Annotated in this window: 19 protein-coding genes and 3 pseudogenes; 19 read left to right on the forward strand and 3 right to left on the reverse strand. The window is 45.3% G+C overall.

Annotation, left to right across the window (positions count from 1 at the left end):
- Positions 1-81 precede the first annotated feature (81 nt).
- The 11 genes and pseudogenes from ACTWJ7_RS17910 to ACTWJ7_RS17960 all read left to right on the forward strand — a co-directional run bounded on the left by ACTWJ7_RS17910 (position 82) and on the right by ACTWJ7_RS17960 (position 14,761).
- Entirely contained in the window at positions 82-1,368 is a 1,287-nt protein-coding gene (locus ACTWJ7_RS17910; protein ID WP_301877074.1) for a cellulase-like family protein, read from the forward strand.
- Positions 1,369-1,648: 280 nt separating this feature from the next.
- Positions 1,649-2,002 (forward strand): VOC family protein, encoded by a 354-nt coding sequence (locus tag ACTWJ7_RS17915; RefSeq protein WP_079349000.1) that lies wholly within the window; start codon positions 1,649-1,651, stop codon positions 2,000-2,002.
- A gap of 278 nt (positions 2,003-2,280) precedes the next feature.
- The gene (locus tag ACTWJ7_RS17920; protein ID WP_301877072.1) at positions 2,281-3,807 is read left to right on the forward strand and encodes a response regulator transcription factor; all 1,527 of its coding nucleotides are present in this window, start codon (positions 2,281-2,283) and stop codon (positions 3,805-3,807) included.
- A gap of 42 nt (positions 3,808-3,849) precedes the next feature.
- Positions 3,850-5,673, forward strand: coding sequence for a sensor histidine kinase (locus ACTWJ7_RS17925; RefSeq protein ID WP_079348999.1), 1,824 nt, complete (start codon positions 3,850-3,852; stop codon positions 5,671-5,673).
- Complete coding sequence (locus ACTWJ7_RS17930; RefSeq protein ID WP_079348998.1) at positions 5,663-7,198, forward strand: response regulator; 1,536 nt, start codon at positions 5,663-5,665, stop codon at positions 7,196-7,198. Before ACTWJ7_RS17925 ends, ACTWJ7_RS17930 begins: the two co-directional genes overlap by 11 nt.
- A gap of 117 nt (positions 7,199-7,315) precedes the next feature.
- Positions 7,316-8,989, forward strand: a complete 1,674-nt coding sequence (locus ACTWJ7_RS17935; RefSeq protein WP_301877071.1) for an ABC transporter substrate-binding protein — start codon at positions 7,316-7,318, stop codon at positions 8,987-8,989.
- Positions 8,990-9,130: 141 nt separating this feature from the next.
- Positions 9,131-10,096 carry an ABC transporter permease gene (locus ACTWJ7_RS17940; protein ID WP_301877070.1) on the forward strand — a complete coding sequence of 322 codons (966 nt, stop codon included), beginning with the start codon at positions 9,131-9,133 and terminating at the stop codon, positions 10,094-10,096.
- On the forward strand, positions 10,096-11,049 hold the full coding sequence (locus tag ACTWJ7_RS17945; protein ID WP_301877069.1) for a carbohydrate ABC transporter permease: 954 nt from the start codon (positions 10,096-10,098) through the stop codon (positions 11,047-11,049). The genes ACTWJ7_RS17940 and ACTWJ7_RS17945 overlap by 1 nt, the downstream gene beginning before the upstream one ends.
- Complete coding sequence (locus ACTWJ7_RS17950) at positions 11,050-12,606, forward strand: glycoside hydrolase family 43 protein (protein WP_301877068.1); 1,557 nt, start codon at positions 11,050-11,052, stop codon at positions 12,604-12,606. It begins immediately after the preceding gene.
- Positions 12,607-12,664: 58 nt separating this feature from the next.
- A pseudogene (locus tag ACTWJ7_RS17955) lies at positions 12,665-13,686 on the forward strand (endo-1,4-beta-xylanase).
- Positions 13,687-13,775: 89 nt separating this feature from the next.
- A pseudogene (locus tag ACTWJ7_RS17960) lies at positions 13,776-14,761 on the forward strand (glycoside hydrolase family 43 protein).
- 73 nt (positions 14,762-14,834) lie between these two features.
- Here the strand turns inward: ACTWJ7_RS17960 and ACTWJ7_RS17965 are convergent.
- Positions 14,835-16,145, reverse strand: a complete 1,311-nt coding sequence (locus ACTWJ7_RS17965; RefSeq protein ID WP_301877065.1) for an amidohydrolase family protein — start codon at positions 16,143-16,145, stop codon at positions 14,835-14,837.
- A 155-nt stretch (positions 16,146-16,300) separates the two neighbouring features.
- On the opposite strand from ACTWJ7_RS17965, the gene ACTWJ7_RS17970 reads away from it, so the two are divergent.
- On the forward strand, positions 16,301-16,729 hold the full coding sequence (locus ACTWJ7_RS17970) for a MarR family winged helix-turn-helix transcriptional regulator (protein ID WP_301878377.1): 429 nt from the start codon (positions 16,301-16,303) through the stop codon (positions 16,727-16,729).
- Between the two features lie 224 nt (positions 16,730-16,953).
- Positions 16,954-17,483: pseudogene (locus ACTWJ7_RS17975) on the forward strand (substrate-binding domain-containing protein).
- 126 nt (positions 17,484-17,609) lie between these two features.
- Here ACTWJ7_RS17975 and ACTWJ7_RS17980 read toward each other — a convergent pair.
- The gene (locus ACTWJ7_RS17980) at positions 17,610-18,026 is read right to left on the reverse strand and encodes a hypothetical protein (protein WP_079348990.1); all 417 of its coding nucleotides are present in this window, start codon (positions 18,024-18,026) and stop codon (positions 17,610-17,612) included.
- A 12-nt stretch (positions 18,027-18,038) separates the two neighbouring features.
- Between ACTWJ7_RS17980 and ACTWJ7_RS17985 the strand changes: the two genes are divergently transcribed.
- The 4 genes from ACTWJ7_RS17985 to ACTWJ7_RS18000 all read left to right on the forward strand — a co-directional run bounded on the left by ACTWJ7_RS17985 (position 18,039) and on the right by ACTWJ7_RS18000 (position 21,890).
- The gene (locus ACTWJ7_RS17985) at positions 18,039-19,334 is read left to right on the forward strand and encodes a cation:proton antiporter (RefSeq protein ID WP_443146391.1); all 1,296 of its coding nucleotides are present in this window, start codon (positions 18,039-18,041) and stop codon (positions 19,332-19,334) included.
- 68 nt (positions 19,335-19,402) lie between these two features.
- Positions 19,403-19,732, forward strand: coding sequence for a hypothetical protein (locus tag ACTWJ7_RS17990; RefSeq protein WP_443145714.1), 330 nt, complete (start codon positions 19,403-19,405; stop codon positions 19,730-19,732).
- 260 nt (positions 19,733-19,992) lie between these two features.
- The gene (locus ACTWJ7_RS17995; RefSeq protein WP_301877058.1) at positions 19,993-20,685 is read left to right on the forward strand and encodes a FadR/GntR family transcriptional regulator; all 693 of its coding nucleotides are present in this window, start codon (positions 19,993-19,995) and stop codon (positions 20,683-20,685) included.
- Positions 20,682-21,890 (forward strand): CynX/NimT family MFS transporter, encoded by a 1,209-nt coding sequence (locus tag ACTWJ7_RS18000; RefSeq protein ID WP_079348987.1) that lies wholly within the window; start codon positions 20,682-20,684, stop codon positions 21,888-21,890. The genes ACTWJ7_RS17995 and ACTWJ7_RS18000 overlap by 4 nt, the downstream gene beginning before the upstream one ends.
- 90 nt (positions 21,891-21,980) lie before the next feature.
- Here ACTWJ7_RS18000 and ACTWJ7_RS18005 read toward each other — a convergent pair whose 3' ends face one another.
- Positions 21,981-23,114, reverse strand: coding sequence for a LuxR C-terminal-related transcriptional regulator (locus ACTWJ7_RS18005; protein WP_301877057.1), 1,134 nt, complete (start codon positions 23,112-23,114; stop codon positions 21,981-21,983).
- Between the two features lie 220 nt (positions 23,115-23,334).
- On the opposite strand from ACTWJ7_RS18005, the gene ACTWJ7_RS18010 reads away from it, so the two are divergent.
- Together ACTWJ7_RS18010 and ACTWJ7_RS18015 are read left to right on the forward strand one after the other, a co-directional pair.
- Entirely contained in the window at positions 23,335-24,078 is a 744-nt protein-coding gene (locus ACTWJ7_RS18010) for an SDR family NAD(P)-dependent oxidoreductase (protein ID WP_024633414.1), read from the forward strand.
- Positions 24,079-24,724: 646 nt separating this feature from the next.
- Positions 24,725-26,023 carry an NCS2 family permease gene (locus ACTWJ7_RS18015; RefSeq protein WP_301877056.1) on the forward strand — a complete coding sequence of 433 codons (1,299 nt, stop codon included), beginning with the start codon at positions 24,725-24,727 and terminating at the stop codon, positions 26,021-26,023.
- The last annotated feature ends 207 nt before the right edge of the window (positions 26,024-26,230 follow it).

Here is a 26,230-nt window from a genome sequence, read left to right on the forward strand (position 1 = left end):
TATCAATGAGATATTGTCCATTGGTTGGCTTATAGAGAAAGAAAACGGTATTGCTAAAAACAAAAAGAAGGTGTGATGATAATGGATGTCGTGCCTGGCAGGTTGCCGCGCAAACTGACCATCACCATGTGGGATTTCTCCTGGTACACCATGACCCTACCGGGAGAGCCGTACAGCGATCTTGAGGCAAGATTTAAGGAAGCGGTGGAGAGAGGCTACAATACGATCCGAATCTGTGCGATGCCTTTCTTACTGTTCACGGCGGAAGGCAAGCGGCCAGGCCCGCTACACTTTGGCAGCCTTGGAGAGATCGGGCAGCGAACACGCTGGTACAACTGCCGGGGCGGCGCCGTGCTGGACGGGCATGCTCATTTGCTAGAATTGTTCAGACAGGCCAAGGCCCATGGTTGTTATATCATGTTATCTTCGTGGGAATATCAACAGAGCCCCAGCTTCCTGACCTTTCCCGCACTGCGTGACGAGCTGGCTGCCATCGCTCCGGAGAACCGGTTTATGGCTATTGCCAAATCCCTGGATCAGCTTATCCGCTATTTAAAAGCGGAAGGATACGAGGAACAGATCATCTATGCGGAGCTGCATAATGAGGTGGAGTTCGGGCAATTGACCGCCATAGGAATCACTCAAGGTATTGTCCCATCCAATATACCAGCACTTGTGGAAGCCATGCAGCCGTATATTGAAGAGGCTGTCAGATATCTCAGAAGGGTCCATCCGGATATCCTGATGACAGCAAGCTATACATTAAACGAAGCATATCCCAAATGCTATGTAGCGGGAAATTTACAGGTTGCACATTTCCATCTGTATATCAAAGGGGTATTGAATGAATTAACCGAAGCAGCCGGACTGGATGATGAGCAGGCGCCTTTTCCGGGCATGCTCGTCCAATCGATCCTGCGGGAGGATGCGCCTCCATTCGAAGAGTATACGCTGCCGCGCGGCCAGGAATGGAGGATGGAAGGCAATCCGGTAGGGCTAAGACTGCTCTATCTGCATGACTGGGTGGAGCCGGATAAATGGGATCTTTTTTTATACGACCATTATGGTAAACATAAGCTGGCTATGCTGCAAAAGGCAGATATGCGCTTGGAGGAAGCTCACGAATGGGCCGTTCATTCCGGGTTACCAGTCGTTATTGGAGAAGGTTATGTCGGTTATACGCCGCTGTTAGCCGGATTTGAGGAAGGGCCTGTCGGGAAATTTATTGCAGAGTACGCAATACGAAAAGGTATGACTCTTGGCTTCTGGGGAATGACTCTGTGCTCAAACTGTGCGCCGCATCATCCCTTCTGGGACGATATAGCCTGGCAGCAGAAATGGAATCGATACATTCTTGAATCGAAATAGCTGAGAATTAGATGTATCATTTTTAACTAAATATGTAATTAATAACAAATTTAAAAGACCTTGGCGCCCGTAAAAATTACAGCGAGCTAAGGTCTTTTGCGTTTCTATTCGACACATCAGATTCTAACCAGGTATCATACAATCATTTAGGGATCACAAAACCTATTCAAAACCGATTTCTTGGTTTCCAATTGAATAACGTGGTACTAGATGATAATGTAAAATAAGGATTTGGCTTTGGGCTTGCGAAGAATATACGATTTGAATCGAGGTTCTGAAAATGAGGGTAAAACGAATTGTCGCTAATATTAATACGCAGAACATTTCAGCAGCAAAAAGCTTTTACCAAGACGTGCTTGAACTTGATTTATTGATGAATCATGGTTGGATTGAAACATACGGATTACTCGGAAAGGAGAACGTTCAAATAAGTATCGCCACTCAAGGGGGCTCCAATACACCTACACCTGATCTTTCGATTGAAGTCGATGATGTTGATGTAGTGTATGAACGCATGAAAAGTGCTGGTTACACAATAGAATATGATCTTACGGATGAGCCCTGGGGCGTTCGTCGATTCTATGTCCGAGATCCATTTGGTAAGCTGATCAACATCCTTGCTCATAGACATTAGATCAGTTGTCAGGGCGTGCATACAAGCTGGGTTACTCTTCAAATTAAAGCATTTTCTTTAAAAATTATGGTGAATTGGTTTGAAGTATTGGTTTTCTTTTCGCGGATGTTATGCTTATATAAAAGTCGCTAATTGAGGTGTACAATGACTGAACTGAACCTGAATAATCTTCGAATGGGTACATAAAGCTACAGATAAACATTTTCCAGTGTGCAATGATCCATGTTTGTGTCCAAGGTAAAAGCAGATTATTCATCACTATTAACGGGGAAACAAGAATGATGAATGTTGTGTTGGTGGATGATGAGCCATGGGTACTGGAAGGTCTGCGAACAATGGTAGATTGGAACAAATACGGTTTTCAAATTTGTGGAGAAGCCGAGAACGGAAACGCTGCTTGGGCCATTATTGAGGATCTTCAGCCAGACCTGGTGTTTACAGATATTCATATGCCTTCGGTGAGCGGACTTGAACTGATTGATCGTTCTATACAAAAATTAGCCAAACCGCCGCGATTTGTCATATTAAGCGGATACGAACGCTTCGATTATGCGAAAACAGCGCTGGAACAGCGTGTAGAGGATTATTTGCTCAAACCCATTGATGAGGTTGAGATTGAAAACGTATTAGAACAGATGAGTCGTAAAATTCAGAACGAGCTTGCCTCAGAGAAATTGCATCAACACGAGCGCACTTTATATGTAAACTGTTTGTTCAACCGCCTGTTTCGGGGTGAGGAGAGCAGTGAACTGCAAGCTGAAGTGAAAAGTATTATGCAAATGGAAGGTCATGAGAACATGGCCTGCCTTTTAATTGAAACAGATGCTTGCCATGAGGACATCAAGTCACAGATACAGCGTATTGCTAGCGTTCAGCACTACGAACTTTATATGGATGTTGAAGGAAGAATTGGGGTCTTTGCTGCTGAAATGGATGATTCTCTGAGTTGGCTTGAGAGGTTAGGGAGCACCCTGTTTGAGATGTACTCCAGTCAAGCAACAATTATTGTGGCATTTGCATATCATTCAGGTGGAGTAGTTGCTATGCGGACGGCCTATGAAAAAGCATTTTCTGCGCTAAAATGGAAGCGTTATCAGATAGGGAGCGGCATTATTTGCGATCAAGATCTGCCAAGGGATGGCAGCATGGCGACTGTGAACCAAAAAGCATTGACTAACCTGTTTAGAATCATTTTAACGGGTCAGGAGGATGGACTGGAGAAAGAGGTACATGAACTGCTGGTGAATCCAGACTCAGGGCTTCCTGCGTCGGATATAGAATATGTTCGGGTGCAATTGCTTGCCCTTGAAATGGGAGTTCTCAAGCAACTGAAGGAGCTGGATGGAGATGTGGAGAGGTTTGTGTTGCAGTTACAACATACGTTGGGCGTCTTAACCGACATTGAATCCTTTCCTGCATTTCGGGAATATGCACTTTTATTAAGTCTCAACGCTTTGAGAGCTTTGCAGGAGCAGCGGAAAGAAAAGGAATGCAGCACCATTTTTCGTGTGGTGCAGTATGTTAACCATGAGTTTCGGGAGAAGCTTCAGCTTCAAGAACTTGCACAGAAATTTCATATGAATGCCAATTATTTGGGGCAAGCCTTCAAACAGCAGACTGGCAAGTCTTTTCGGGAATATCTGAATGATAAACGGATCGAGGAGGCCAAGAGACTGCTGCGTCAGAGCTGTTCCAGCATAGCCGAAGTTGCGGTCAACTCAGGGTACCCCAATGCTGACTATTTTGTAAGTCAGTTCAAGCGCATGACGGGCATGGCTCCTTCTGCATATCGGAAACAACCATAGATCCACTCGACAAGTAACGAATGAAGGATGGCGATTGAAGACATGTTTAAGAAATTCCGATTGCGCGGCATCGTGAACGATATTCCTTTGAACTACAAGTTTACGCTGATATATGTTATCGGTATTTTGCTTCCGATTATTGCAAGCAATTATTTGTTCATGGATCGTATGTCAGGGCTGATCAAGGAACGGGAAGAACAGAATTTGCAAATATCGCTGGAGCGGGCTAGAAAGGACATTCACACCATGATTGACGGGGGTATCGCTGTCAGTCACGCCTTAATCACGGACAAGCTGTTGTCCGAATCCATGGATCGTGTGTACAATGGTCAACTGGATTTCTACAATACGTTCGATGAACAGCTTCGCCATAGGGTGACATCTTATATACCCGTGAACAATCAGATCCAGCGAATCGGCATCTACACGAATAACCCAACCATCGTGTCTGGAGGAGATTATTATTATTTGGACAGCTCAATGTATGCCAGTGCCTGGTTCAGACAATGGGAAAAGGCAGGGGAATCACTGAGTGTGCTCGCTTATCGCGATCAGGCGGCGAATGATCGCGCGGCGACCTCATCATATTTTAGTGTGATTGAAAAAATGGACTATTACAACGTAGACAATTCTTACGAGAAGCTGGTGCGGATTGATTTTTACCTTAATCGATTCTATGACGTTATTGCGAGAGAGAAAAGTTCGCTGGACCTGTATCTGGTCAACGCCAAGAATCAGATTATTGTGTCTGCAGATGACAAGTATCAGGGCGAGGTAGACAGTGATTATGCGTTGTTCGATATGAGCAAGGTAGCGGAAAAGGATCTACATATCGTTCCGATTGGTAATGCCAGCTATGTGAAAGGTTGGAAGCTCATCGGCGTGCCTCAGGAAACACGTGTCAAACAAGCGATGTTCTCCATGAAGCTTTATTTCGGCATGTTGGCCGGTATCATTACTTTGGTTACCTCCATCTTCATCTATGTCATGCTGCGTTCATACAATTATCGAGTAAAGCGTCTGTCCAGACATATGCAAAAGGTGGGGAACGAGAAATTTGATCTGATCAACATTGATGGTGGACAGGATGAGATAGGTCATTTAATTCGTAATTTTAATATGATGACCGCGCAGATCCATTCCCTGATCAATAATGTGTACAAGCTTGAAATTCAGCAGCGGAGTCAGGAGGCCGAGCGCATTCGCGCTGAGCTAAATTTGTTGCAAAGCCAGATGAATCCTCATTTTTTATTCAATACACTTAATGCGCTGCTGGTGGTCAGCACCAAAAACAATTATGCGGATGTCAAAGATATTATTAAGGACCTCTCCAAGTTGCTTCGCCGCCTGTTGAATTGGAAGGATGATGTGGTCACTCTGGAAGAGGAAATGAGTTTTACGGTCATGTATATGGGAATTGAAAAATTCCGTTTTCGAGATAAGTTTGAATATTACATTGATATTAGCGATGAGGCGAGGCAGTATAGAATTCCAAAAATGAGTATCCAGCAGTTGGCCGAGAATGCTTGTAAACATGGAATTCAAGCCATTGAAGGACTTGGCTATGTGAAGATTAAAGCAGAAGTTGTAAGCGAGCGCTTGCGTGTTGTTGTATCCGATAATGGCAAAGGCATGGATAAGGAACGGCTACAAGAGGTTCTGTATCATATGCGGAGCAAAGAGGAGAGTGGAGGAAGTAATATTGGCATACGCAACGTATATCGTCGTCTTGAATTGTATTATGACGATAAAGTGAGCTTTAACCTGGTGAGCAGAATAGGTGAGGGAACAGAGGTATCCTTCGAAATTCCATTACAACTGCTGGAGTATCAGGGAGCAAAAGGAGGTAGGGACAATGGCATTTAAAGTGCTGCTGATTGATGACGAGCCATGGGCGCTAGAGGGCTTGGAGCTGTGGATTCCATGGGAAAGTCTTGGCTTTGAGGTATGCGCTTTATGCGGCAACGGGGTGGAAGGGTTGCAACGAATGGAAGAGCTTAAGCCGGATCTTGTTATGGTTGATATTCATATGCCAGTGATGAATGGACTAGAAATGATTGAAGAATGGCGACATCGAGGGAATTGGTCGACCAAGTTTATTATTCTTACGGGGTACAGCGATTTTGAGTTTGCGCGAAAAGCGCTTAAATTCAAAGTTTCCGGTTATCTGTTAAAACCATTGGATGAGGAACAGGCGAAGTCCGAGGTTCGCATGATGGGCATCGAACTAATGAAGGAGCAAGAGCAGCTTTATATTGGACAGATTGCATTGAGAGAGCAGGAAATGTTGACGATGAAGGAAGCTTTGATGGGCAAAGTGCTGTCTACAGAAGGTACTCAACTCATGGAGTCCCTGTCCCGGTCAGCTGAATCCTGGAATGTGTGCCTGGTTCAGGTGTCCGAGAAAGAGGTTGGCCGCTTGATTAGTATTGCTTCAGAGGTTCTGAGCGGACAACATGTCATTTATATCATTCGTCTGCGAAATGATCTCGTGTCCATTGTGTTCGGCGATGTTTCCTCCGAACCTCAGAGAACGAGCGGGAATTTAAGAAAACAATTAGAAGCACTGGCTCGCCGTCTGGCGGGCTTTCGTACATATATGGCGATTGGCACAACCGAATCCTCTCTTCATCTTATCAGCAACTCCCGAATAACAGCAGAGAAGGCGCTGCTGCACGCCTTTTATGAAATGCAAGGGAACAGCATAATGGATTATGCCGATCTCCAGCACCACGATTTTCAAAGGCATAACAAACAGGTCGAACTGGTCGAGCGAGTACTGGGAGCACTTCAGCTCATTGATTACGCCAACTTCCAGTCCGCTGTGGAGTTTATTGAGCAATCCTTTCGACAGATGCGGGTTCACCCGGATGAAGCCCGAAAATTTGTGATTTACCTTCTTCATGAAATTCGGGCTTATATGAGGGCGCAAATGGCAGAAGATTCAGAGAATTACCGTTTGTTCGAAATACCGGATCTGGATGAAGCACTGTTAACCTTTGATGATTTAGTTGGCATGTTGCATGCGTGTGGAAGAGTCTGCTTTGAGTTTTTGCTTAAAGAGAGCGTCTTCGAAGCACAGGGTATTGTACAGGATATCAACGATTATATTCATGTACATTTCCGGGAGGGATTGACCATTAAGATGCTGGCGGAACGTTTCTTCCTGCATCCGGCCTATTTAGGGCAACTGTTGATTCGCAAAAATGGAATCGGATTCAATGAACTGCTTCATAACCTGAGGGTAGAGGAGGCGTGTCGGTTGCTGCAGAAGAATCAGTACAAAAATAGCGAGGTCTCGGAACAGGTTGGATACGCCAATTACCATCATTTTTTAAAACAATTTGAGAAACGCATGGGCATGTCTCCTAATGAATACAAGAAAACCTGAGCTTTTCTCGGAAAGAGCTATAATTCGAATATAGTTTCCATAGTGATGTAAATTTATAATTAAATTATTCAAATGAAAGGGCTTTCATGCAGTGAGATCAAACTTTGGAGGTGCTTTATGGGGGACAGTAAAAAATCAATTTTCCGTATGGGGGCAACACTGTTATTGTCGTTGAGCGTTGTGCTAGCAGGTTGCTCAAGTGGCAATTCAGGCAGCGGAGAGGAAAGCAGTAAAGGTAGTGAGGTTGGTGCTGATAATCCGTTAGAAATCTCGGTATTCCTGAACGAGGCCGGACAACAGCCAACTGCTGACAACAAAATCTACAAAAAAATCAAGGAAGAGCTTGGCGTTACATTCAAATTTGAATTTTTGGCCGGCGACAAAAACCAAAAGCTCGGCGTCATGATTGCCGGAGGAGATTATCCCGATTTGATCTCTGCGGATACCAAGCTGACAGCAGCAGGGTCGGTCATTCCTCTAGAGGACCTGATCGAGGAACATGCGCCTAATCTGAAGAAGCATTACGAGAAATACTGGAACCAGATGAAGGACCCTAACGATGGACATATCTATTACTTGCCTAACTACGGTGCTTACAACGGTGAGGTGTCAGATACCTACTACAGCGGACCTGCCTTCTGGATTCAAAAAGCTGTGTTGAAAGAGTTTGGCTATCCAACACCAAAAACACTGGACGAATACTTTGATCTGATCGCGAAATACAAGGAGAAGTATCCTACTATCGACGGCAAGCCGACCATTGGCTTTGAAGTGCTGAACTATGACTGGAAAAACTGGGGGCTGCTGAACCCGCCACAGCATTTGATCGGTCATCCGAATGATGGGGGCGTCGTTGTAAACGACGGCAAGGCAGAGATCTTTGCAGACAAGGATTATGCCAAAACATACTATGAAAAGCTTAATGAAATTAACGGACAAGGCTTGCTCGACAAGGAGGCTTTTGCCCAGAACTACGATCAGTACATGGCCAAATTGTCCAGCGGCGCAGTGCTCGGCATGTTCGACCAGCATTGGAACTTTGGCAGTGCGGAAGATTCTTTGATAACGCAGGACAAAATCGAACGCACATACGTTGGCTTCCCACTGGTATACGACAGCAGCACAAAGGACTACTATCGCGATCGCGCAGCGCTTAACCTGAACAATGGTTACGGCATTACGGTAAGTGCCAAGGACCCTGTGAAAATCATTAAAGCGCTCGACAAGCTTATGGAAGAAGATTGGCAAAAGACGCTCACTTGGGGCATTCAGGATCAAGACTATTACGTCAATGACGAAGGTCGTTTCATGAAAACACAAGAACAGCGCGACAATGCTGCGGATGCGGCCTGGAAGCTGGCCAACAAAGCAGACGCTTTCTATGGAACCGCACCGAAGATGGAAGGTTATTTCAGCGATGGCAACGCCACTTCAGCAAGCAATCAGCCGGAAGAATATCAGGCCAGCTTGAAACCGTTTGATAAGGAAGTTCTGGATGCATATGGATTAAACAGCTTTATAGAGTTCTTCAGTGATCCGCCGGAAAACCCAATCTATTACCCGGCTTGGTCCGTCGATCTGGTTGAGGGCTCTCCAGCTAAAATCGCCAATACGAAGCTGAACGAATTATCAACCAAATATTTGCCGAAAGCGATTTTGGCCAACACATCCGAATTCAGCAGTGTGTGGAGCGAATACGTTTCCGAAATTCAAAAGCTGGATATCAAGGTATTCGAAGGCCGCATCAATGAAGTATTGCAGTGGAGAATCGATAACTGGTCTGTGAAATAAGAAGTTGCTGTCAGGAAGGAAGGTTACCTTCCTTCCTGATTTTTCAAAGAAACATGTCACTGGGCGCGGATTGTCATAGTGGGAAATGTGTCGCTAGACGTTTTTCCTTACAATATAAAGATGGATAGGGAGCTTGATATTATGGAGGAAATTGTAGTGGGCAGCAAGCCGCTCAGCCCAAAGAAAAAACCGAAAATTAGACGGCTGACCTGGCAGAACATCAAAGCGCAGAGACAACTGATCTGGATGTCTGTTCCTTTGCTCGCGTATATTATCACCTTTTCTTATGTGCCTGTCTGGGGCTGGACAATGGCTTTTCAGGATTATAAGCCTGCGAGAAGCTTCTCCCAGCAAACCTGGGTAGGATTCAAGCATTTTCAATTTTTATTCACCGATGACAATTTCCTGCGTGTGCTGCGTAATACGCTGGCCATGAGTGTTATCAATCTAATTTTGGGATTTGTAACCGCTATTATTCTGGCCCTTCTGCTTAATGAGATCAAAAAGGTCATGTGGAAGCGGACAGTGCAAACGATCTCTTATCTGCCCCATTTTTTATCATGGATTATCGTTACTGGCATCGTAGCGACCTCACTTGCATCCGATGGTATTATTAATGATATTTTAATGAGGCTGCATCTCATCAATGAGCCTATTCTCTGGCTGACCGAAGGGAAATATTTCTGGGGAGTTGTTGCGGGGTCCCATGTCTGGAAGGAAGTCGGCTGGAACACGATTATTTATTTGGCAGCCATAGCCTCTATTGATCCGGCGTTGTACGAAGCTTCTGACATTGATGGAGCCAATCGCTATCAAAAAATGTGGAACATCACCTTGCCGGGAATCAAGCCTACCATTGTCATCCTGCTGATTATGTCTATCGGACATATTCTGGAAGCAGGTTTTGAGGTTCAATATTTGCTGGGCAACGGACTGGTTGTTGACTGGTCGGAGACCATTGATATCTTTGTACTCAAATACGGGATCGCCCAGGGCAACTATTCGCTCGCTACTGCCGGCGGTATATTCAAAACGGTAGTCAGCATTACCATGTTGCTCATCGCGAATTGGACCGCCAAGCGGCTTGGGGAAGAGAGGCTTTTATAATGATGAAAAAAACACCATTGTCTGGTTCTGGAAATACAGCGGCACTTTCCGTTCGCCGCCCGGGTGGCAGAGGTATCGAACCACTTCTGTTCAACACCTTCAATACGATTTTCATGATTTTGCTGGTCATTGTAACGTTGTACCCGTTTCTTAACACGATTGTCGTTTCGTTCAATGCAGGGAACGACACCATCCGAGGGGGGCTTTATTTATGGCCCCGCGATTTCACGATGCAAAATTACAAAGCCGTATTTGCGTCAGGCACGATCTATAACGCGTTTTTGGTGTCCGTGGCGCGTACAGTTCTGTCCACTGTATTGAATATATTCCTGACCACGATGCTTGCCTACACGCTGAGCCGGCGGGATTATATTTTCCGTAAACTGATTACGACCATTTTTGTACTTACGATGTATTTCAATGCAGGGCTTATTCCGGGGTACTTCCTGATGAAGGACCTTCACTTAATCAATACGTTCTGGGTGTATGTTTTACCATCGCTGATCAGTGCGTTCAACCTGATCGTCATCCGTACTTATATTTACACGATTCCCGAAAGCCTGATCGAATCAGCAAAAATCGACGGTGCGGGAGATTTCAGAATCTTCTGGAAAATCATTTTTCCGCTGTGCAAGCCTGTGCTGGCAACCATCGCGCTTTTCGTTGCGGTAGGTGCGTGGAACTCCTGGTTCGATGCTTTCCTGTACACATCTTCGCGTCAAGAGCTGAGCACGCTGCAATATGAATTGATGAAGCTGTTGTCTTCCAGTATGAATGCCAATAGCAATCCATCGGTAGCCAATGGTGTGGGTATGGAACATTCCACCCAGGTTACACCGATTTCAATCCGAGCCGCGATTACAATTGTTGCTTCGGTACCGATCTTGCTGGTGTATCCGTTTATGCAAAAATACTTTGTTGTGGGACTAAATGTAGGGAGCGTGAAGGAATAGATGAAACAACTCGAAACGAATACCATCTGTTATGCCAACCCAATCCTTCCCGGATTCTATCCGGATCCCAGCATCGTAAAGGCGGAACAATATTTTTACCTCATTTGCAGCTCGTTTGAATATTTTCCCGGAGTGCCGATCTTTCGGAGCCGGGATCTCATTCATTGGGAGCAGATTGGCAATGTGTTGAATCGGGTCAGTCAGCTTGATTTGACCGGGCGGAAAAGCTCAGACGGCATTTATGCTCCTGTACTGCGTTACCATGAAGGAACATTTTATATGATTACGACAGATGTGAGAGGCATTGGCAATTTCTACGTTACGGCAACCAACCCTGCTGGCCCTTGGTCTGATCCGATTCGCATCCCATATGGGGGAATCGACCCATCGCTGTTTTTTGATGATGATGGCAAAGTATACGTGACCGCTCAACAAGGCGCCGATTACGATTCTCATGCCATCCAGTACGAGATCGACATCGCCACGGGTGAGGCGCTCTCTGAGCCACAAGTTGTGTGGCATGGGGATGGCGGGCCGTGGACCGAAGGACCGCATCTGTATAAAATTAATGGCTTGTATTATATGATGTCCGCTTCTGGCGGGACGGCTAAGGAGCATCGTGAGATCATCGGCCGAAGCGATCGACCTTATGGTCCTTTTGAACGCTATCCTGATCCCATTCTGACCCATCGCCATCTGGATCATCCGATTCAGTATTTGGGTCATGCCGATCTGGTGGAGGATCACAATGGGGACTGGTGGGCCGTTTTCCTTGGCGTGCGTTTGACAGCGGATGGATATAGCGTGCTTGGACGTGAAACCTTCCTCGCACCGGTTGTTTGGAACGAGGGGTGGCCGCACATTGACAACAATGAAGGACTAGTGAGTTTGGATATGAAGGTCCAACGTTTGCCAGTGGCATCGCCTTCCTTGCCTGAGAGCGATACAGCCATCATTGTCGGCCGGGAAGAATTCGACGGTGAGCTTGGGTTGCAATGGATGTTTGTGCGCAACCCGACAGAAGGAGTATGCATGCTTACGGAAAAACCAGGTTACCTGACGTTGTATGGCCAGGCGGGAAGTCTTGATGACATCGGTCAGATCACGTTTGTAGGTCGCAGGCAGCAGCATAGTCATGCCAGTTTTACGACCTGCCTTTCATTCATGCCAACTGCCGATGGAGAAGAAGCGGGATTGTGCGTTCGACGGGATGAGGACGCACATTATGAGATTGGAATTAAGCGGTTGAAAGGACGAAACGTTCTCTTTGCTCGCTTGACGGTGCGGGGAGAGTCGAACACGGTTCATGAGAGCGAGATTGTAACGGAGCGGCTATCGCTCCGAATTGAATCAACAGAGAAGGAATATAAGCTGGCTTGTTCCGAGGACGGACAGAACTGGACCGTATTGGGTTCAGGCTCGGCACAAGCCATTTCCCCGGAGGATTTTGTTCACAAAATGTGCTTTACCGGGGCGGTGGTCGGACTATATGCTACCGGAAATGGTCAGGCAAGCAGTGCACCTGCCCGATTCGACTGGTTCGAATACTCGATCTAATCCGCCAATAACAAGAGCTAAACTGCTAGTCAATTAGAAATAATAGAGGAGGGAAATCATGGGTTCATTTCGAGAAGAGGTTCCACTGAAGGACCTGTACAAGGATAGCTTTCACATTGGAGCAGCAGTGAATCCAAAGACGATCGAAAGTCAGCGTTCATTGCTTGCATATCACTTCAACAGCCTAACGGCAGAAAATGAAATGAAATTCTCCAGTGTGCATCCACAGCAGGGACTGTATACGTTTGAGGATGCGGATGTGATCGCTTCCTTTGCCAAAGAGCAAGGCATGGCGCTGCGCGGTCACACACTGGTCTGGCATAACCAGACTCCGGATTGGCTGTTCGAGAATGAAACTGGCGGACTGGTGGAGCGCGATGTATTGCTGGAGCGATTGAAGGAGCACATTCAGACCGTTGTTGGCAGATACAAGGACGTTATTTATGCATGGGACGTCGTGAACGAGGTTATTTCCGATGATGCAGATGACGAAAGCGCGCTCCTGCGGCCATCCAAATGGTTGGATATCGCCGGGAGGATTTTATTGCCAAAGCGTTCGAATTCGCCCATGAGGCAGATCCACAGGCGCTTTTGTTCTATAACGATTATAACGAATCCAATCCGCAGAAGCGGGAACGCATCTTTCGGCTTGTTCGTTCGTTACTCGATCAAGGCGTGCCAATTCATGGTGTTGGCCTGCAGGCACACTGGAATCTGTATGATCCTTCCCTGGATGATATGCGCACCGCGATTGAGCGTTATGCGCAGCTTGGCCTGCAGCTTCAGCTCACCGAACTGGATGTATCGGTATTTCGCTTTGAAGACAGGCGGACAGATCTAGTTCAGCCTTCACAAGAGATGCTAGAATTACAAGCTGAGCGATATGAATCCATCTTCCGCCTGCTTCACGAATATAAGGAACATATTAGCGCTGTAACATTCTGGGGGGCTGCCGACGATTACACATGGCTGGACAATTTCCCAGTCCGAGGACGGAAAAACTGGCCATTCCTGTTCGATGAATTGCATCGCCCCAAGGAAGCCTATCAGCGTGTCGCGCGAATCACTGTACCCAAGTAAGCTGGAGCGGATCAATACCGTTTCGTTTGATCCATAGCAGTCTCGAAGAGAAACTCGGGAGTGCATATCTTTTGGAAGGAGACATTTGTATGTCCGAATTACCTAAACCGCATCAACCTATAGTTACGCATATATTCACTGCTGATCCTTCAGCGCATGTGTTCGAGGGTCGCATTTATATTTACCCATCCCATGATCTGGATCACGACGGTCCGGTAAATGACAATGGAGATCAGTACAAGATGGAGGATTATCATGTGCTATCTATGGCGGACACGGCTTCACCCGTGACGGATCATGGCGAGGTGCTGCATGTGAGGGATGTCCCTTGGGCGTCCAGTCAGATGTGGGCACCGGATGCCGCATACAGAAAAGGCACCTACTATTTGTTTTTCCCGGCACGGGACCATGATGGCATTTTCCGCATCGGCGTGGCTACGTCGTCGTCTCCAGCAGGACCGTTCAAGCCAGAGGAGCAATATATTCAGGGCAGCTTCAGTATTGATCCCGCTGTATTCGTGGACGAGGATCAGCAGGCCTATATGCTCTTTGGTGGCCTGTGGGGGGACAGTTGGAAAAATGGCAGACTGGAAGCTATGTGGAACATGCGGAGGGCCCTGCTCCGGGTTCTCCGGCGATCGGCCCAAGAGTTGCAAAGCTGAGTGAAGATATGCTCTCAATGGCTTCGGAGGCGCTGGAGATATCCATCGTGGATCAGGAAGGAAATCCGTTGACCGCTGGGGACGAGAATCGCAGATATTTTGAAGGACCATGGATGCACAAATATAATGGAAAATACTATTTGTCCTATTCCACAGGAACGACGCACAAGTTGGTGTACGCCATCGGTGACAATCCCATGGGTCCGTTTACGTTCCAAGGTACCATTTTGCCGCCAGTCATGGGCTGGACAACACATCATTCAATTGTACAATTCAAGGAAAAGTGGTATTTGTTCTATCACGATTGTTCCCTTTCCGGCGGAGTTGATTACAAGCGCTGCGTAAAATTTGCCGAGTTGACGTACAACCCGGACGGCACGATTCGCATGATTGATCCATATCCAGAGAAATAAGATGCTTAAACTTTAAAACTCCGTGCTTTGGCACGGAGTTTTAGTTTTTATTGTACAGGCAGATTGAGTCTGATTAACCTACTTGGTGCGATCCATTGAACCATACGGATTTGATCGACAAGGTATCCGAAATCGTAGTTGTTGGATCACCGTCAACGAGAATGAGATCTGCTCGTGCACCTTCGGTAATGCGGCCGCGATCATGAAGACCAAAGCAACGGGCCGGTTTCGAAGTAGCCGACTGCAGAGCTTCGATCGGAGTGAACCCGGCCTTCACCAGCAGCTGCATTTCGTGGTGGACACTTGCTCCATGAGCAAGGCCGCCCAGATTTGGTACGGGAACCGGCGCGACATCCGTCCCTACCAAAATATCAACTCCGGCACGGTGAAGATCCATCACATTTTTAAAGCTGTTCTCCATATTGCCTTGGGGGAACGTATTGAAGCTTGAGTTCAAAATATCGATCCAATCTGAACTTAATTTGGAATGAACACGTGGATCATTCGCCAATTCGGATGCCGGATTTCCGATAATCGATGAATTCAACACCAAGCACGGAGTAACAAATGCGCCTGAACTCGCTATAGATTTCACTAACTCGGAGGTGTACTCGGGTCTGTCAATAAACAAGTGGCCCAAACCGTCGACTCCAAAATCGATGGCTTGTTGAGATGAAAGAGCTGTCAAGACATGGGCGATGACCAGCTTATCGAACTTGTGGGCTTCTGTCACGGCTGTTTTTAGAATCTCGTCGCTTAATACTGGCAGGCCAGGTGCACCCATGACCGTTCCTTCTTCAATCATGATCTTAATATAGTCGGCCCCATTCTCGACTTGGGTATGCACATGTTTAATCGCTTCTTCCACCGTTGTCACTTGCGGTATTTCTTCATGATCGTGAGCGTAAGCGGCTAACATGGCTTCCCGGTCTGCCTCCGATAACTTCGCTAATTCCTTTAATACGAATTCCGGTATTTCATCTCCATCCGGTAGTAATTCATCCGGGTGACCACCCGGAGCCGTGATCGCTGTGCCAGCAGAACGCACATCTGCGAGGTCATTCACGTTTTTTAACTGGATTTCGCGCCCTCTTTGAGTAAAATCGCCGTTCATTTCGAGTTCCGTGGTAACGCCGAATTTTAGGGCATCTCGTAATCCGCCGATCGAGGTGTGAACGTGTGCATCAATCAGACCAGGCATTAAAGTCGCATTTTCTCCATCGATAATCCTTGCATTGGCTGGAAGGTCGCCACCGACTGAAATAATAGACTCCCCTTTAATAACAACATGTCTAGGCGCAATGATTTGCTCTCCATCAAAGATTCGTACATTTGTAATCGCCGTAACTTGTTCTAACGCAGCAGTTTGAGTTAACTTCTCCATCTGAATTCCTCCTGAATGTTGTATTTGAACAATTTGAATGTTAACTGTTAGTTTTCTAACTGTCAATAGACTGATGTTTTTTGACAAGCGAATAGGATCGCTGTATAGTTTATTTACTTACAATTAGATAACTAACAATCAAAGGGGGGACGATGATGAAATCCCGAAAGGAAACACCTTATCTAGATTTATTTCAGATTATCGGTCTTAAGTTAAAGAAAAGAGCAGACGAGAGTATAAAAGAGCTGGGGTTAAACGCTCAACAAGGAAAAGTAATTGACTATATTAACGAGAACCAAAATAAAAATATTATCCAAATGGATCTTGCTGATCGGTTTCATTTAAGTCGGGCCAGCATTACAAGTATGCTTCAAGGTCTAGAGCAAAAAGGGTTCATCGAACGTAAAATCCCGGCCAATAATGAACGGCAAAAAAATATATACGTATTGCCAAAAGCGGTTGAACTGATTGAAGACTTTCAAGACTCTTTTCAAAAGGTGGAGGAAGAAATCGTTCAAGTCCTTACCGACGAGGAGAAGCAAGTATTAAAGAAATTGTTGATCAAAATCAATGAGACTATATAAATCCTCTGGGGTGAAAAACAAATCATTTGCCCCCGGCATAACGAGTGCAGGAGAGGAGATTTTACGTAATGCCTGCTCGAAGTTGTACCGATCGACGGGATTATCGCTAATGTCTCCACTTCTTCCTGTACGTAACATGGTAATCAAGTCATTCGCATCAAAGGAAAGAAACACTTGAACGTTTCCGCAAAGACTTTCCAGACGTTCGTCTTTTGTTTCGTCCCTTGTCAGGACAAGAGCTTAGAAATAGCCTAAGAGAAAGGCTTGCAGATGTGATATTTGTATTGGATGAATTCGTTGCAGCCAAAGACCTTCATTCAGAATTTTTGAAAGAGGAGTATTTTAAAATGGTGGTTTCTCCAGATCATCTTTTAGCAACTCGCTCCTCATTGAGCATTGATGACTTTCATAAACAGCACTTTTTGTTGAGTGAAAAAAATTGCCCTTATCTTACTCATTTTCACCAGTCCTTAATAAAAAAGGCGCCAATGCTTTGACAGAACTGGAGTTTCATAGTGTAGAAGCAATTAAACAATGTGCTGTGGCTGGTCTTGGTATTGCACTGTTACCTGAGAGGGCTTTGAAGGAAGAATTAAGAGAGGGAAGACTAGTTGCTTTATCATGGGATTTATCGGATGTATCCTTTTCCGCACAGATGCTCTGGCATCGTGAGAAATGGATTTCTCCATCAATGGCTGCCTTCATTGATATCGCAAAGAGTGAGTTAAAAACGGAAGAAGTATCTGACTCATAAGAGGGAGAACACCAAAGGCAACGCCCATGAAAGGGATTTAAGGAGAGAGTCATATGCTACTAAAAGAGTTTGATTTAGATTTACCATATATTGTAGATCAAGATAATGTTAATTCAATAATAAAAATCAGAAATGTGAGTATAAAGAAGCAATAAAAATTTTGTCCACGACGGCATTTCGGTACTCGTAGGGGAGTTCCTTCTCCGAAGAAAAGCAGAGGACAATATCGGTTTTATTGTTATAGGTGTTCAGCATGATCGCCTTACCCGGCTCGTTGTACATCTGTGTCGTATTCTCCCTGATCAACAACTTATCCACAATCGTGATAGAGAAATACGTTTTAAGAAAATGCGAAAATTCCGCCTCCTCGTCGAAGTACAATTTTCTGACGGCCGAATGAATACCATCACAGCCGAATACCAGGTCATACGAGCGCTTTTGTCCTCCTTTGAAAGCTACCTCAACGCCATTATTTTCTTCCTTCAATGATGTAATGCTATCTCCGAAAATAAACTCAACGTCATCTTTGACAGCCTTGAACATGATCTCCCCGTGATGGGTTATTTCCTCAATTGGCTGCTTCCGGTCATCCCGCTGGCGGCAGCCTTTGCATTGGCGGCTGCACTAGCACCTACCGATGCTGTGGCCGCGGGTGCATTGGAGCAGAAAGTGAAGATTCCCCATCAGACGATGCAAATTCTTGAGGGAGAATCTTTAATAAATGACGCATCGGGGCTGGTCTCATTTCAATTTGCCGTAGCCGCAATGGTCACTGGTGTGTTCTCACTCCAATCTGCCAGTATCAGCTTTATCTCCATTTCACTTGGGGGTGTTGTACTCGGCCTTCTGCTTACCTTTGTAAAATATGGTGTGGTGAAGTGGTTACGAAAACTGGGGATGGAGAATGTCACGCTCCATATGCTGATTGAGATTTTGACTCCCTTTTTGATTTTCATGGCAGCGGAGGAATTAGGAGTCAACGGTATCCTCGCCGTCGTCGCCGCAGGGATTGCACATTCTCTGGGTTACAAGAAAATGAACCCCGAGGTAGCCAAGCTGAGTGTTGTATCCAAAAGCACCTGGTCGGTCATTATCTTTGTGTTGAACGGACTGGTTTTCCTGCTGCTTGGAACACAGCTTCCTGATATTATCCAGAGGATTTGGAGTAACCCGGAAATAGGGAATTTTAAAGTCATTATGTATACACTGGTATTGACTTTGGCTGTACTTGGGCTGCGTCTCATCTGGGCTATTCTGATGGATATTTCTAAAGGACCCAAACAGAGCGAACCTTGGAAGCATAGATTGAAGAATGCGCTTATCCTGAGCCTATCGGGAGTCCGGGGAACGATCACACTGGCGAGTACGTTGTCATTGCCGTTTTTTCTTAATGATGGCACTGCATTTCCGGCCAGGGATCTGATCATTTTCCTTGCGGCTGGCGTTATCCTGTGGACGCTTCTGGCATCCAACTATCTGTTGCCGCTTATATTAGGTAAAGAAACACAAACGGAGCAGGAAGAGGATGAGATTCAGGCCAAAATTGAGATTCTGAGGAATGTGGTTACCGGATTAAATGAACTGACCACGGACCAGAACCGGCTTGCGACCGCTCAGATCATCAATACGTATACTTCCAGAATCCGAACGCTTAAGAAAGATGAAAATAAAAATAAGGCACAGCGATCCTTGGGCTTGTCCGTTCTGAAATGGGAAAGAGAGAATACGCTGCTTGCACTTGAAAAGAAAGAGGTGAATCCGTACACAGCGTACCGTTACCTTAACCGAATTAACCAACTCTTGTTTATGCATACAAGAGATGCGAGTTATAAAAAGAGCTGTTCCCGGTAAAACATTGGGACGAGGTGCTCGGAGTGCTGCAGCAATTCCGGTTAAGTTTCCGAGAAAGAAGGGCGGAATTGAACAGACTTAGAATTCAAAATGTTACTTATGTCATTAAGCAGCTAAATGTCCTGCTCGCAGAAGGCGAGCGGGATATGGAGATGGTCAGCTCGCTGATTCTGCAATATGAACGTATGCTGCTGGGTCTGACCAAAAATGAACGGGATGCCGACACCCGAAAAGACTTCGGCATATCGATGCAGGAGCTGGCACGGGTCGGAATTCAGCTGGAGAGAGACAACATCCAGTCCATGTTCGAGACTGGCCGGATTTCAAGACAGGGCATGAAGGAAATGAAACGAGACATTCTCTTCATGGAGCATGATTTGCGAGAAGAGACAAGTTGAGATTGATCCGGATTAATGTTCTTGTCAAAAACCTAGAAGAGGTGCACACATCGTTCCTGGTAACCCATTGAGAGTCGCTATTTTAGCGGCTTTTTTGCTTTGCGGAACAAGTTTCTTCCCAAGTTCAGGACAGTTCTCGTCCCGATTAACTATAGGCAGTTTTTTAGAGAAGGAGTTGTCTGGAGGAAATAAGTGTGTTAAAGTACCTATTAACCAAACATCCTACGTTTAAATAAAATAGATGAAATGAGGACTGAATTATGCTTCAGAAAACAAATCGGCTGACGCTGGTCGAGCAAGTCGCCTTGCAAATGGAAAGACAGATCGAATCTGGCAAGTGGGCTGTCGGGACACGTATTCCGGCTGAACCGGAATTGATGGTCGAATTGAATGTTAGTCGTAATACATTAAGGGAAGCCATTCGGGCGTTGGTCCACGCAGGACTCTTGAAGACGAAGCAAGGGGACGGGACGTACGTTTGCTCTTCAAGCGTGCTGGGAGTTGTGCTACATAAACGAATCATGCGCTCCGACACGATGCAGACATTGGAAGTCCGGCATGCGCTTGAGCGCGAGGGAGCCCATCTTGCCGCACAGCGCAGAACGGGCGATGAGGCGCGCGAACTTCTTCTCCAATTGGAACGCTGGGAGGGGGCGGCAGCACGCGGTGACATGGATGGAATGGTAACGGAGGATATCCGTTTACACCAAGGCATCATCGCGGCGTCTCATAATGAGATCTTGATCGAATTATACAACCATATCGCGGACGCATCACAAGATACGATTATCAGCTTGACTCGTTATGAAATCGACGCGAGTTTCAAGGAGATGCACCGGCAGCTGGTTGAAGCGATTGTTGATCAAGATGCCGATCGTGCCGTGGCAGCGGTTCACCGTCATATTGCAGAATCGAAAGCTGTTCTTGAGGTCAAAGGAGACGAGCAGCCATGAGTGTATTAAGCGATACAAAGTCAACGATCAGGAAGAAGCCATTGTCATTGGGTTGGCCGATCATCCTTGGCATCGTCCTAATTGCAATGATTATGCGGTCGCCGTTAACATCGGTAGGCCCATTGATTGGCTCGATTCGTGAATCCCTCGGACTGTCGAATGCTACAGCAGGTCTTCTCACCACACTGCCGTTACTTGCTTTTGCACTGCTCTCACCGTTCGCGCCCCTTCTGGCACGCCGTTTTGGGGTAGAACGGACCCTGCTTTATGCACTTGTTTTACTCATGGTGGGTATTGCGATCCGTTCGTTGGCTGCAACCGCGTCTTTGTTTGCAGGAACTGCTTTGATTGGGCTGGCGATTGCGGTATGCAACGTGCTCATTCCAAGTCTGGTCAAACGTAATTTTGCTCATCAAGTCGGCCTCATGACCGGTGTGTACTCCGTGTCGATGAATTTATCCGGGGCGATTGCATCCGGTGTCAGTATTCCGGTCGCCCGCGATCTCGGTTTTGGCTGGAATGGCGCGCTCGCCATTTGGGGCGTACTCGTTCTGTTGGCCGCGCTATTCTGGTTGCCTCAAGCTCGGGCGAGTAGAGGGTCTGCCATAGCGGCAACAAGCGGTGTGCTCAAGCGGCGAAGTCTGTGGCGTTCGCCTCTGGCATGGATGGTTACGATTTTTATGGGGATGCAGTCTCTCTTATTCTATGTTTTGGTTGCTTGGTTGCCTGAAATGATGACAAGCCGAGGCTTGAGTGAAGATAGCGCCGGTTGGATGTTATCACTGTTTCAAACAGCTGCGCTGCCCGTAGCGTTCATCGTGCCGATCGTTGCGGGACGCATGAAGAACCAACGTTTACTGGTCATCATAATGACTATCCTGTTGTTTGTCTCATTGGGAGGCCTTTACTTCGGGGGAAATGCTCTCATTTCATTATGGACAGTTTTACTTGGAATTGCTGGGGGATGTGCGTTCAGCTTGGCCATGATCTTTTTAAGCTTACGGACGAAAGATGCCCAAGATACAGTTTCTTTGTCAGGCATGTCGCAATCCGTTGGATATTTGCTGGCGGCAACCGGACCGATCTTGTTCGGTTTGCTTCATGACATCACAGCAAGCTGGAACCCTCCGCTATTGCTGCTGCTTGTCGTTAGCGCTCTGCTGCTCCTGTCCGGCTTGGGCGCTTCCAGAAATCGCACGGTATAAAGCACGTGAAAGTAGTAAATAAAAGATCATCAACATGATACAAAAGTTGGTGATCTTTTATTTTAACGAATTGAATTCAAACACAATGTACTAACTCAATAAACCCCAACGGAAAGCAGAGGCAACGACCTGTGTCCGGTTTTTGGCACGCAGCTTGATCATCAAGCTGCTTACGTAATCTCTCACTGTATACTCACTTAGGAACAACAAGGAAGCGATTTTCTTGTTATCGTATCCTTCTGCCAGAAGTTTGAGAACGGTAGACTCCCTTTCTGTTAACAGAATGGCCATCGTTTTCGCGGTGTTTTCCTTTTCTTTCCTGGATAAAAACAACCCAATTCGCTTTCCCACTTCTTCAAGCAACTCCAGTTCACCCTTCGTGCAGTCAAATGAATCTCCCATTTGGTCAAAAGTAACCCAGCCATACAATTGATGCTCATGAGCAATCGGTACAAATATGATGGAAGACAAGTGAAATAACTCGATATGCTCGTCCCTTAGATAAGGCTTTGGATTTTTCAAATAGATCGGTCTTTTGGAGTTGAAGATTACATTTTGCTCGGTCAATTGTCCCTTCATACTCTGAACCTTTGGAAGCTCTTCCCCGATGACACCATAGAACTGGTTGGACCAAGGTACATAGGCATAGAAAACGCAGCGTTTATAATTAAAATACTTCTCACATTTTTTTAGGATAAAGGCTAGATCCGAAACTCCGGAAGAACTGACTAGGATTTTGTTTAATTGGTCCAGAAGACGGAGCTTCTTCAATTCGTCATTTTCATCCGCATCATGATGAATAGACCCGGTATCTGCCCACTTGTGAAAGCTATGTAATAGATAAGAAAAAACAGATAAAAGGGACATGAGAGGGTCCATCATCCGCTGATGTTTCAATTGAATCAATAGTGTCAGCAAAGCTTTTTCAAAAATAATTTGAAGCCAATTTAAGCTTGCCATATTTAACATGGATAGCTGAGATTGAACCCAGGTGTCCAAATAAGAAGAGTAGTGATGATCCATATTATCAATATCTGAATAAGTAAATATGCGAAAGAAGGATTTCATCAGCGCTTCCGTTTCGATCCGATGTGTTTCAGAGATGTTAATTTCCGAGATCAAGTAAATGTTTGTATTTTCTTCGAGCTGTTTGCTATGCGTTCTGAAAAACAATACAAATTCCTGAAAAGTCATTTCAGCATATGGGTGAAAAGATTGTGTCATAATAAGCCGTTCCCTTCAAAATAAAATACCCTACAAACGGGGGGTATACAATCCATTATTACACAGAACTTTATAGGATAGTATTTCAAAATTAAAAGAGTAAGATTGAAGAGTACAAGGTCTTGAATCTTTTGAGTCCGATTAGGATTTATAAGATGGTAATGAATGGACAAAATATGTATATAAACTTAACTAATGATGAATGGAGCGGTTGAATCGTATGAAATTAAAAGATAAAGTTGCTATTGTCACAGGTGGGGCCAGTGGAATTGGTGAAGCCACCGTTCGTCTTTTCGCACAAGAAGGAGCAAGAGTCGTCATTGCTGACTTTTCTGATCATGGTAAGGAACTAGCTGCCGAACTCAATGGGGAAGGTCATGATACGGTATTCATCAAAACAGACGTTACTAAAGAAGAAGATATTAAGCACATGATTAATGAAACTGTTGAGAAATACGGTAAACTGGATATTATGTATGCAAATGCGGGGGTTGCCGATGACGATACCGCTGATGCATTATCCTATGATAAATGGAAACGTACGATTGATATTAACTTGTCAGGCGTATTTCTTTCCGATAAATATGCAATCGAACAGTTCCTTAAGCAAGGAAATGGCGGAGTTATTGTGAACGCTGGTTCAATTCACAGCTTTGTTGCGTTGCCTAAAACCACAGCGTATGCCTCGGCAAAAGGTGGCGTTAAGCTGTTAACTCAGAATTTATGTACTGCTTATGCAAAAGAGGGAATACGTGTCAACGCGGTATGTCCTGGATACATTGAAACTCCTTTATTGAAAAACGTAGATGAAAAAAGTAAACAATATTTAACTTCACTTCATCCGCAGGGCAGACTTGGACGTCCAGAAGAAGTAGCAAAAGCTGTGTTGTTCCTGGCCAGCGATGATGCTAGTTTCGTGAATGGTACGACCTTGCTTGTTGATGGAGGTTATACTGCACATTAATTTGGGTCGAAAAAACATAATTTGATCTGAAAACAGATTTCCGAATCGAAATAAACCTCTGAATGTTGAAGACTTCTTCAATGATTTAGAGGTTTTTTTACATACAAAGCTCAGGCATTTATTTAAGATCAACTAGAAAAATCGACTTTTTAGATACGCTGAACATCTATATAAATTGAACTAAACATTTACACGATAACGGAGAGGACAGAAATAACGTGAAGAAGCGGAGCTAAAAGCTTTCTGAAAGAAAGCTACATCGGAAGCTTAACAGCGGATCGGAAGGTTGTTCTGTCATCGGAGTGGCATATGTAAATATTCTTTAGTTCAATTTATATAGAAGAACAATTTGAGAAAAATCGAAATGAAGACAAAAACGAATGAATACTCCATTTCATTTCAATATAGTTCGTAAATAACTGTGAACAATACGTTAATTCGTTGACAAGGAGTGTTGTTTTTATTAAAATTCGAAAGGGGCATCAGGTTAAAACAGAATGAGTATCTTTTTCATTGGTTTAGAATCTCAGTTTTTAATCCTAATGACGAATATAGGAGCGGTAATATTACAATCCTATTACGATGATTAGGATTTTTTTGTTTTTGGCTTGGGTGAATAAATTGAAAGTTGGAGGCTGGCTTTATCATGGACAACTGGTTCAAACTAAAAGAAAGAGGCACGACCGTTTCAACTGAGATCATCGCAGGAATCACAACATTCTTCACGATGGTATACATAGTTATCGTAAACCCAGGAATACTCAGCAGTACGGGGATGGACTTTAATGGAGTATTCATTGCTACGGTGTTGGCGAGTATTGTGGCGACGCTAATTATGGGAATAGGGTCCAATTATCCGATTGTTATCGCGCCTGGTATGGGTCTGAATGCATTTTTCGCCTATAGTGTAGTTGCCGGATATGGCGTGTCTTGGCAGGTTGCACTGGGAGCGGTATTTATAGCAGGGCTCTTGTTTATTATTTTATCGCTTACCTCATTCCGTTACATGCTGCTTGATGCCATTCCTGCGAGCCTTAAACACGCGATAACAGCAGGAATCGGATTGTTTATTACAACGGTAGGCCTGCAAAATTCAGGAATTATTGCTGATTCAGAATCAAATTTGATTACGATTGGGAACTTGGCAGAGCCAATGACTTACCTGACCATTATCGGATTGATTATCACTGTAGTGCTTATGGCGTACAATGTTAAAGGTTATCTGTTTATCGGAATGGTGGTCACAGCGATACTTGCCTGGATTATGGGACTGTTTCAAATGCCGGAATCGATTGTATCCATGCCGCAAGGCCTCACGACAACGGCTTTCCAACTAGATTTGTCAGGTGTATTCTCTAATGGCTTGTATACCATCATATTTACCTTCCTGTTAATCACGCTGTTTGATACAACGGGGACGATGCTCGGAGTTGCTGAACAAGCAGGTCTGCTGAAGGAAGGCAAATTTCCGCGCTCACGCGGCGCCCTATTAGCTGATGCCGTAGGGACTACCACAGGCGCTTTGCTTGGAACGAGCCCAACATCGGCTTATATCGAGTCCAGCACAGGAGTGGCTGCAGGAGGAAGAACAGGACTGACGGCAGTAACGGTAAGTGTTCTGCTTGCTCTTACTTTGTTCTTTACACCTATCGTAAGTGTGATATCAGGTATCCCGGCGATTACTTCACCAGCTCTGATTATTGTTGGCTACTTTATGATTAGTGTGATCAGCAAAATCAATTGGAAGGATCTCGAAGAAACATTTCCTGCTTTCCTGATTATCATTCTTACTCCATTGACGCACAGCATTGCTACAGGCATTGGCGTAGGCTTCATTTTCTATCCGGTACTCAAGCTGCTTCGCGGAAAGGGTAAGGATGTTCATCCGATATTCTACATTTTTGCCGTATTGTTCTTCATTCAGCTTGTATTCCTGGACCACTAAGAAACAGTTAAGAAACTGTCTAATCAAAGGGGCTTTTGAGAAGCCCCTTTTCATATTAGCGTTTCGGCATTTTGCTTCATCCATGTACAGCGAGCTAACGCTAGAGTTCAATTAAAAGGGACCGTTTCTGTACAATTACCGCTGGCTCTTGTTGGGATCACAATTACGATTGTACGCGGTACGCTGGCAACAGATCCGGTGATTTGA

The sequence above is a fragment of the Paenibacillus sp. 1A_MP2 genome, from assembly GCF_052244825.1.
GTDB classification, from domain to species: domain Bacteria; phylum Bacillota; class Bacilli; order Paenibacillales; family Paenibacillaceae; genus Paenibacillus; species Paenibacillus vandeheii.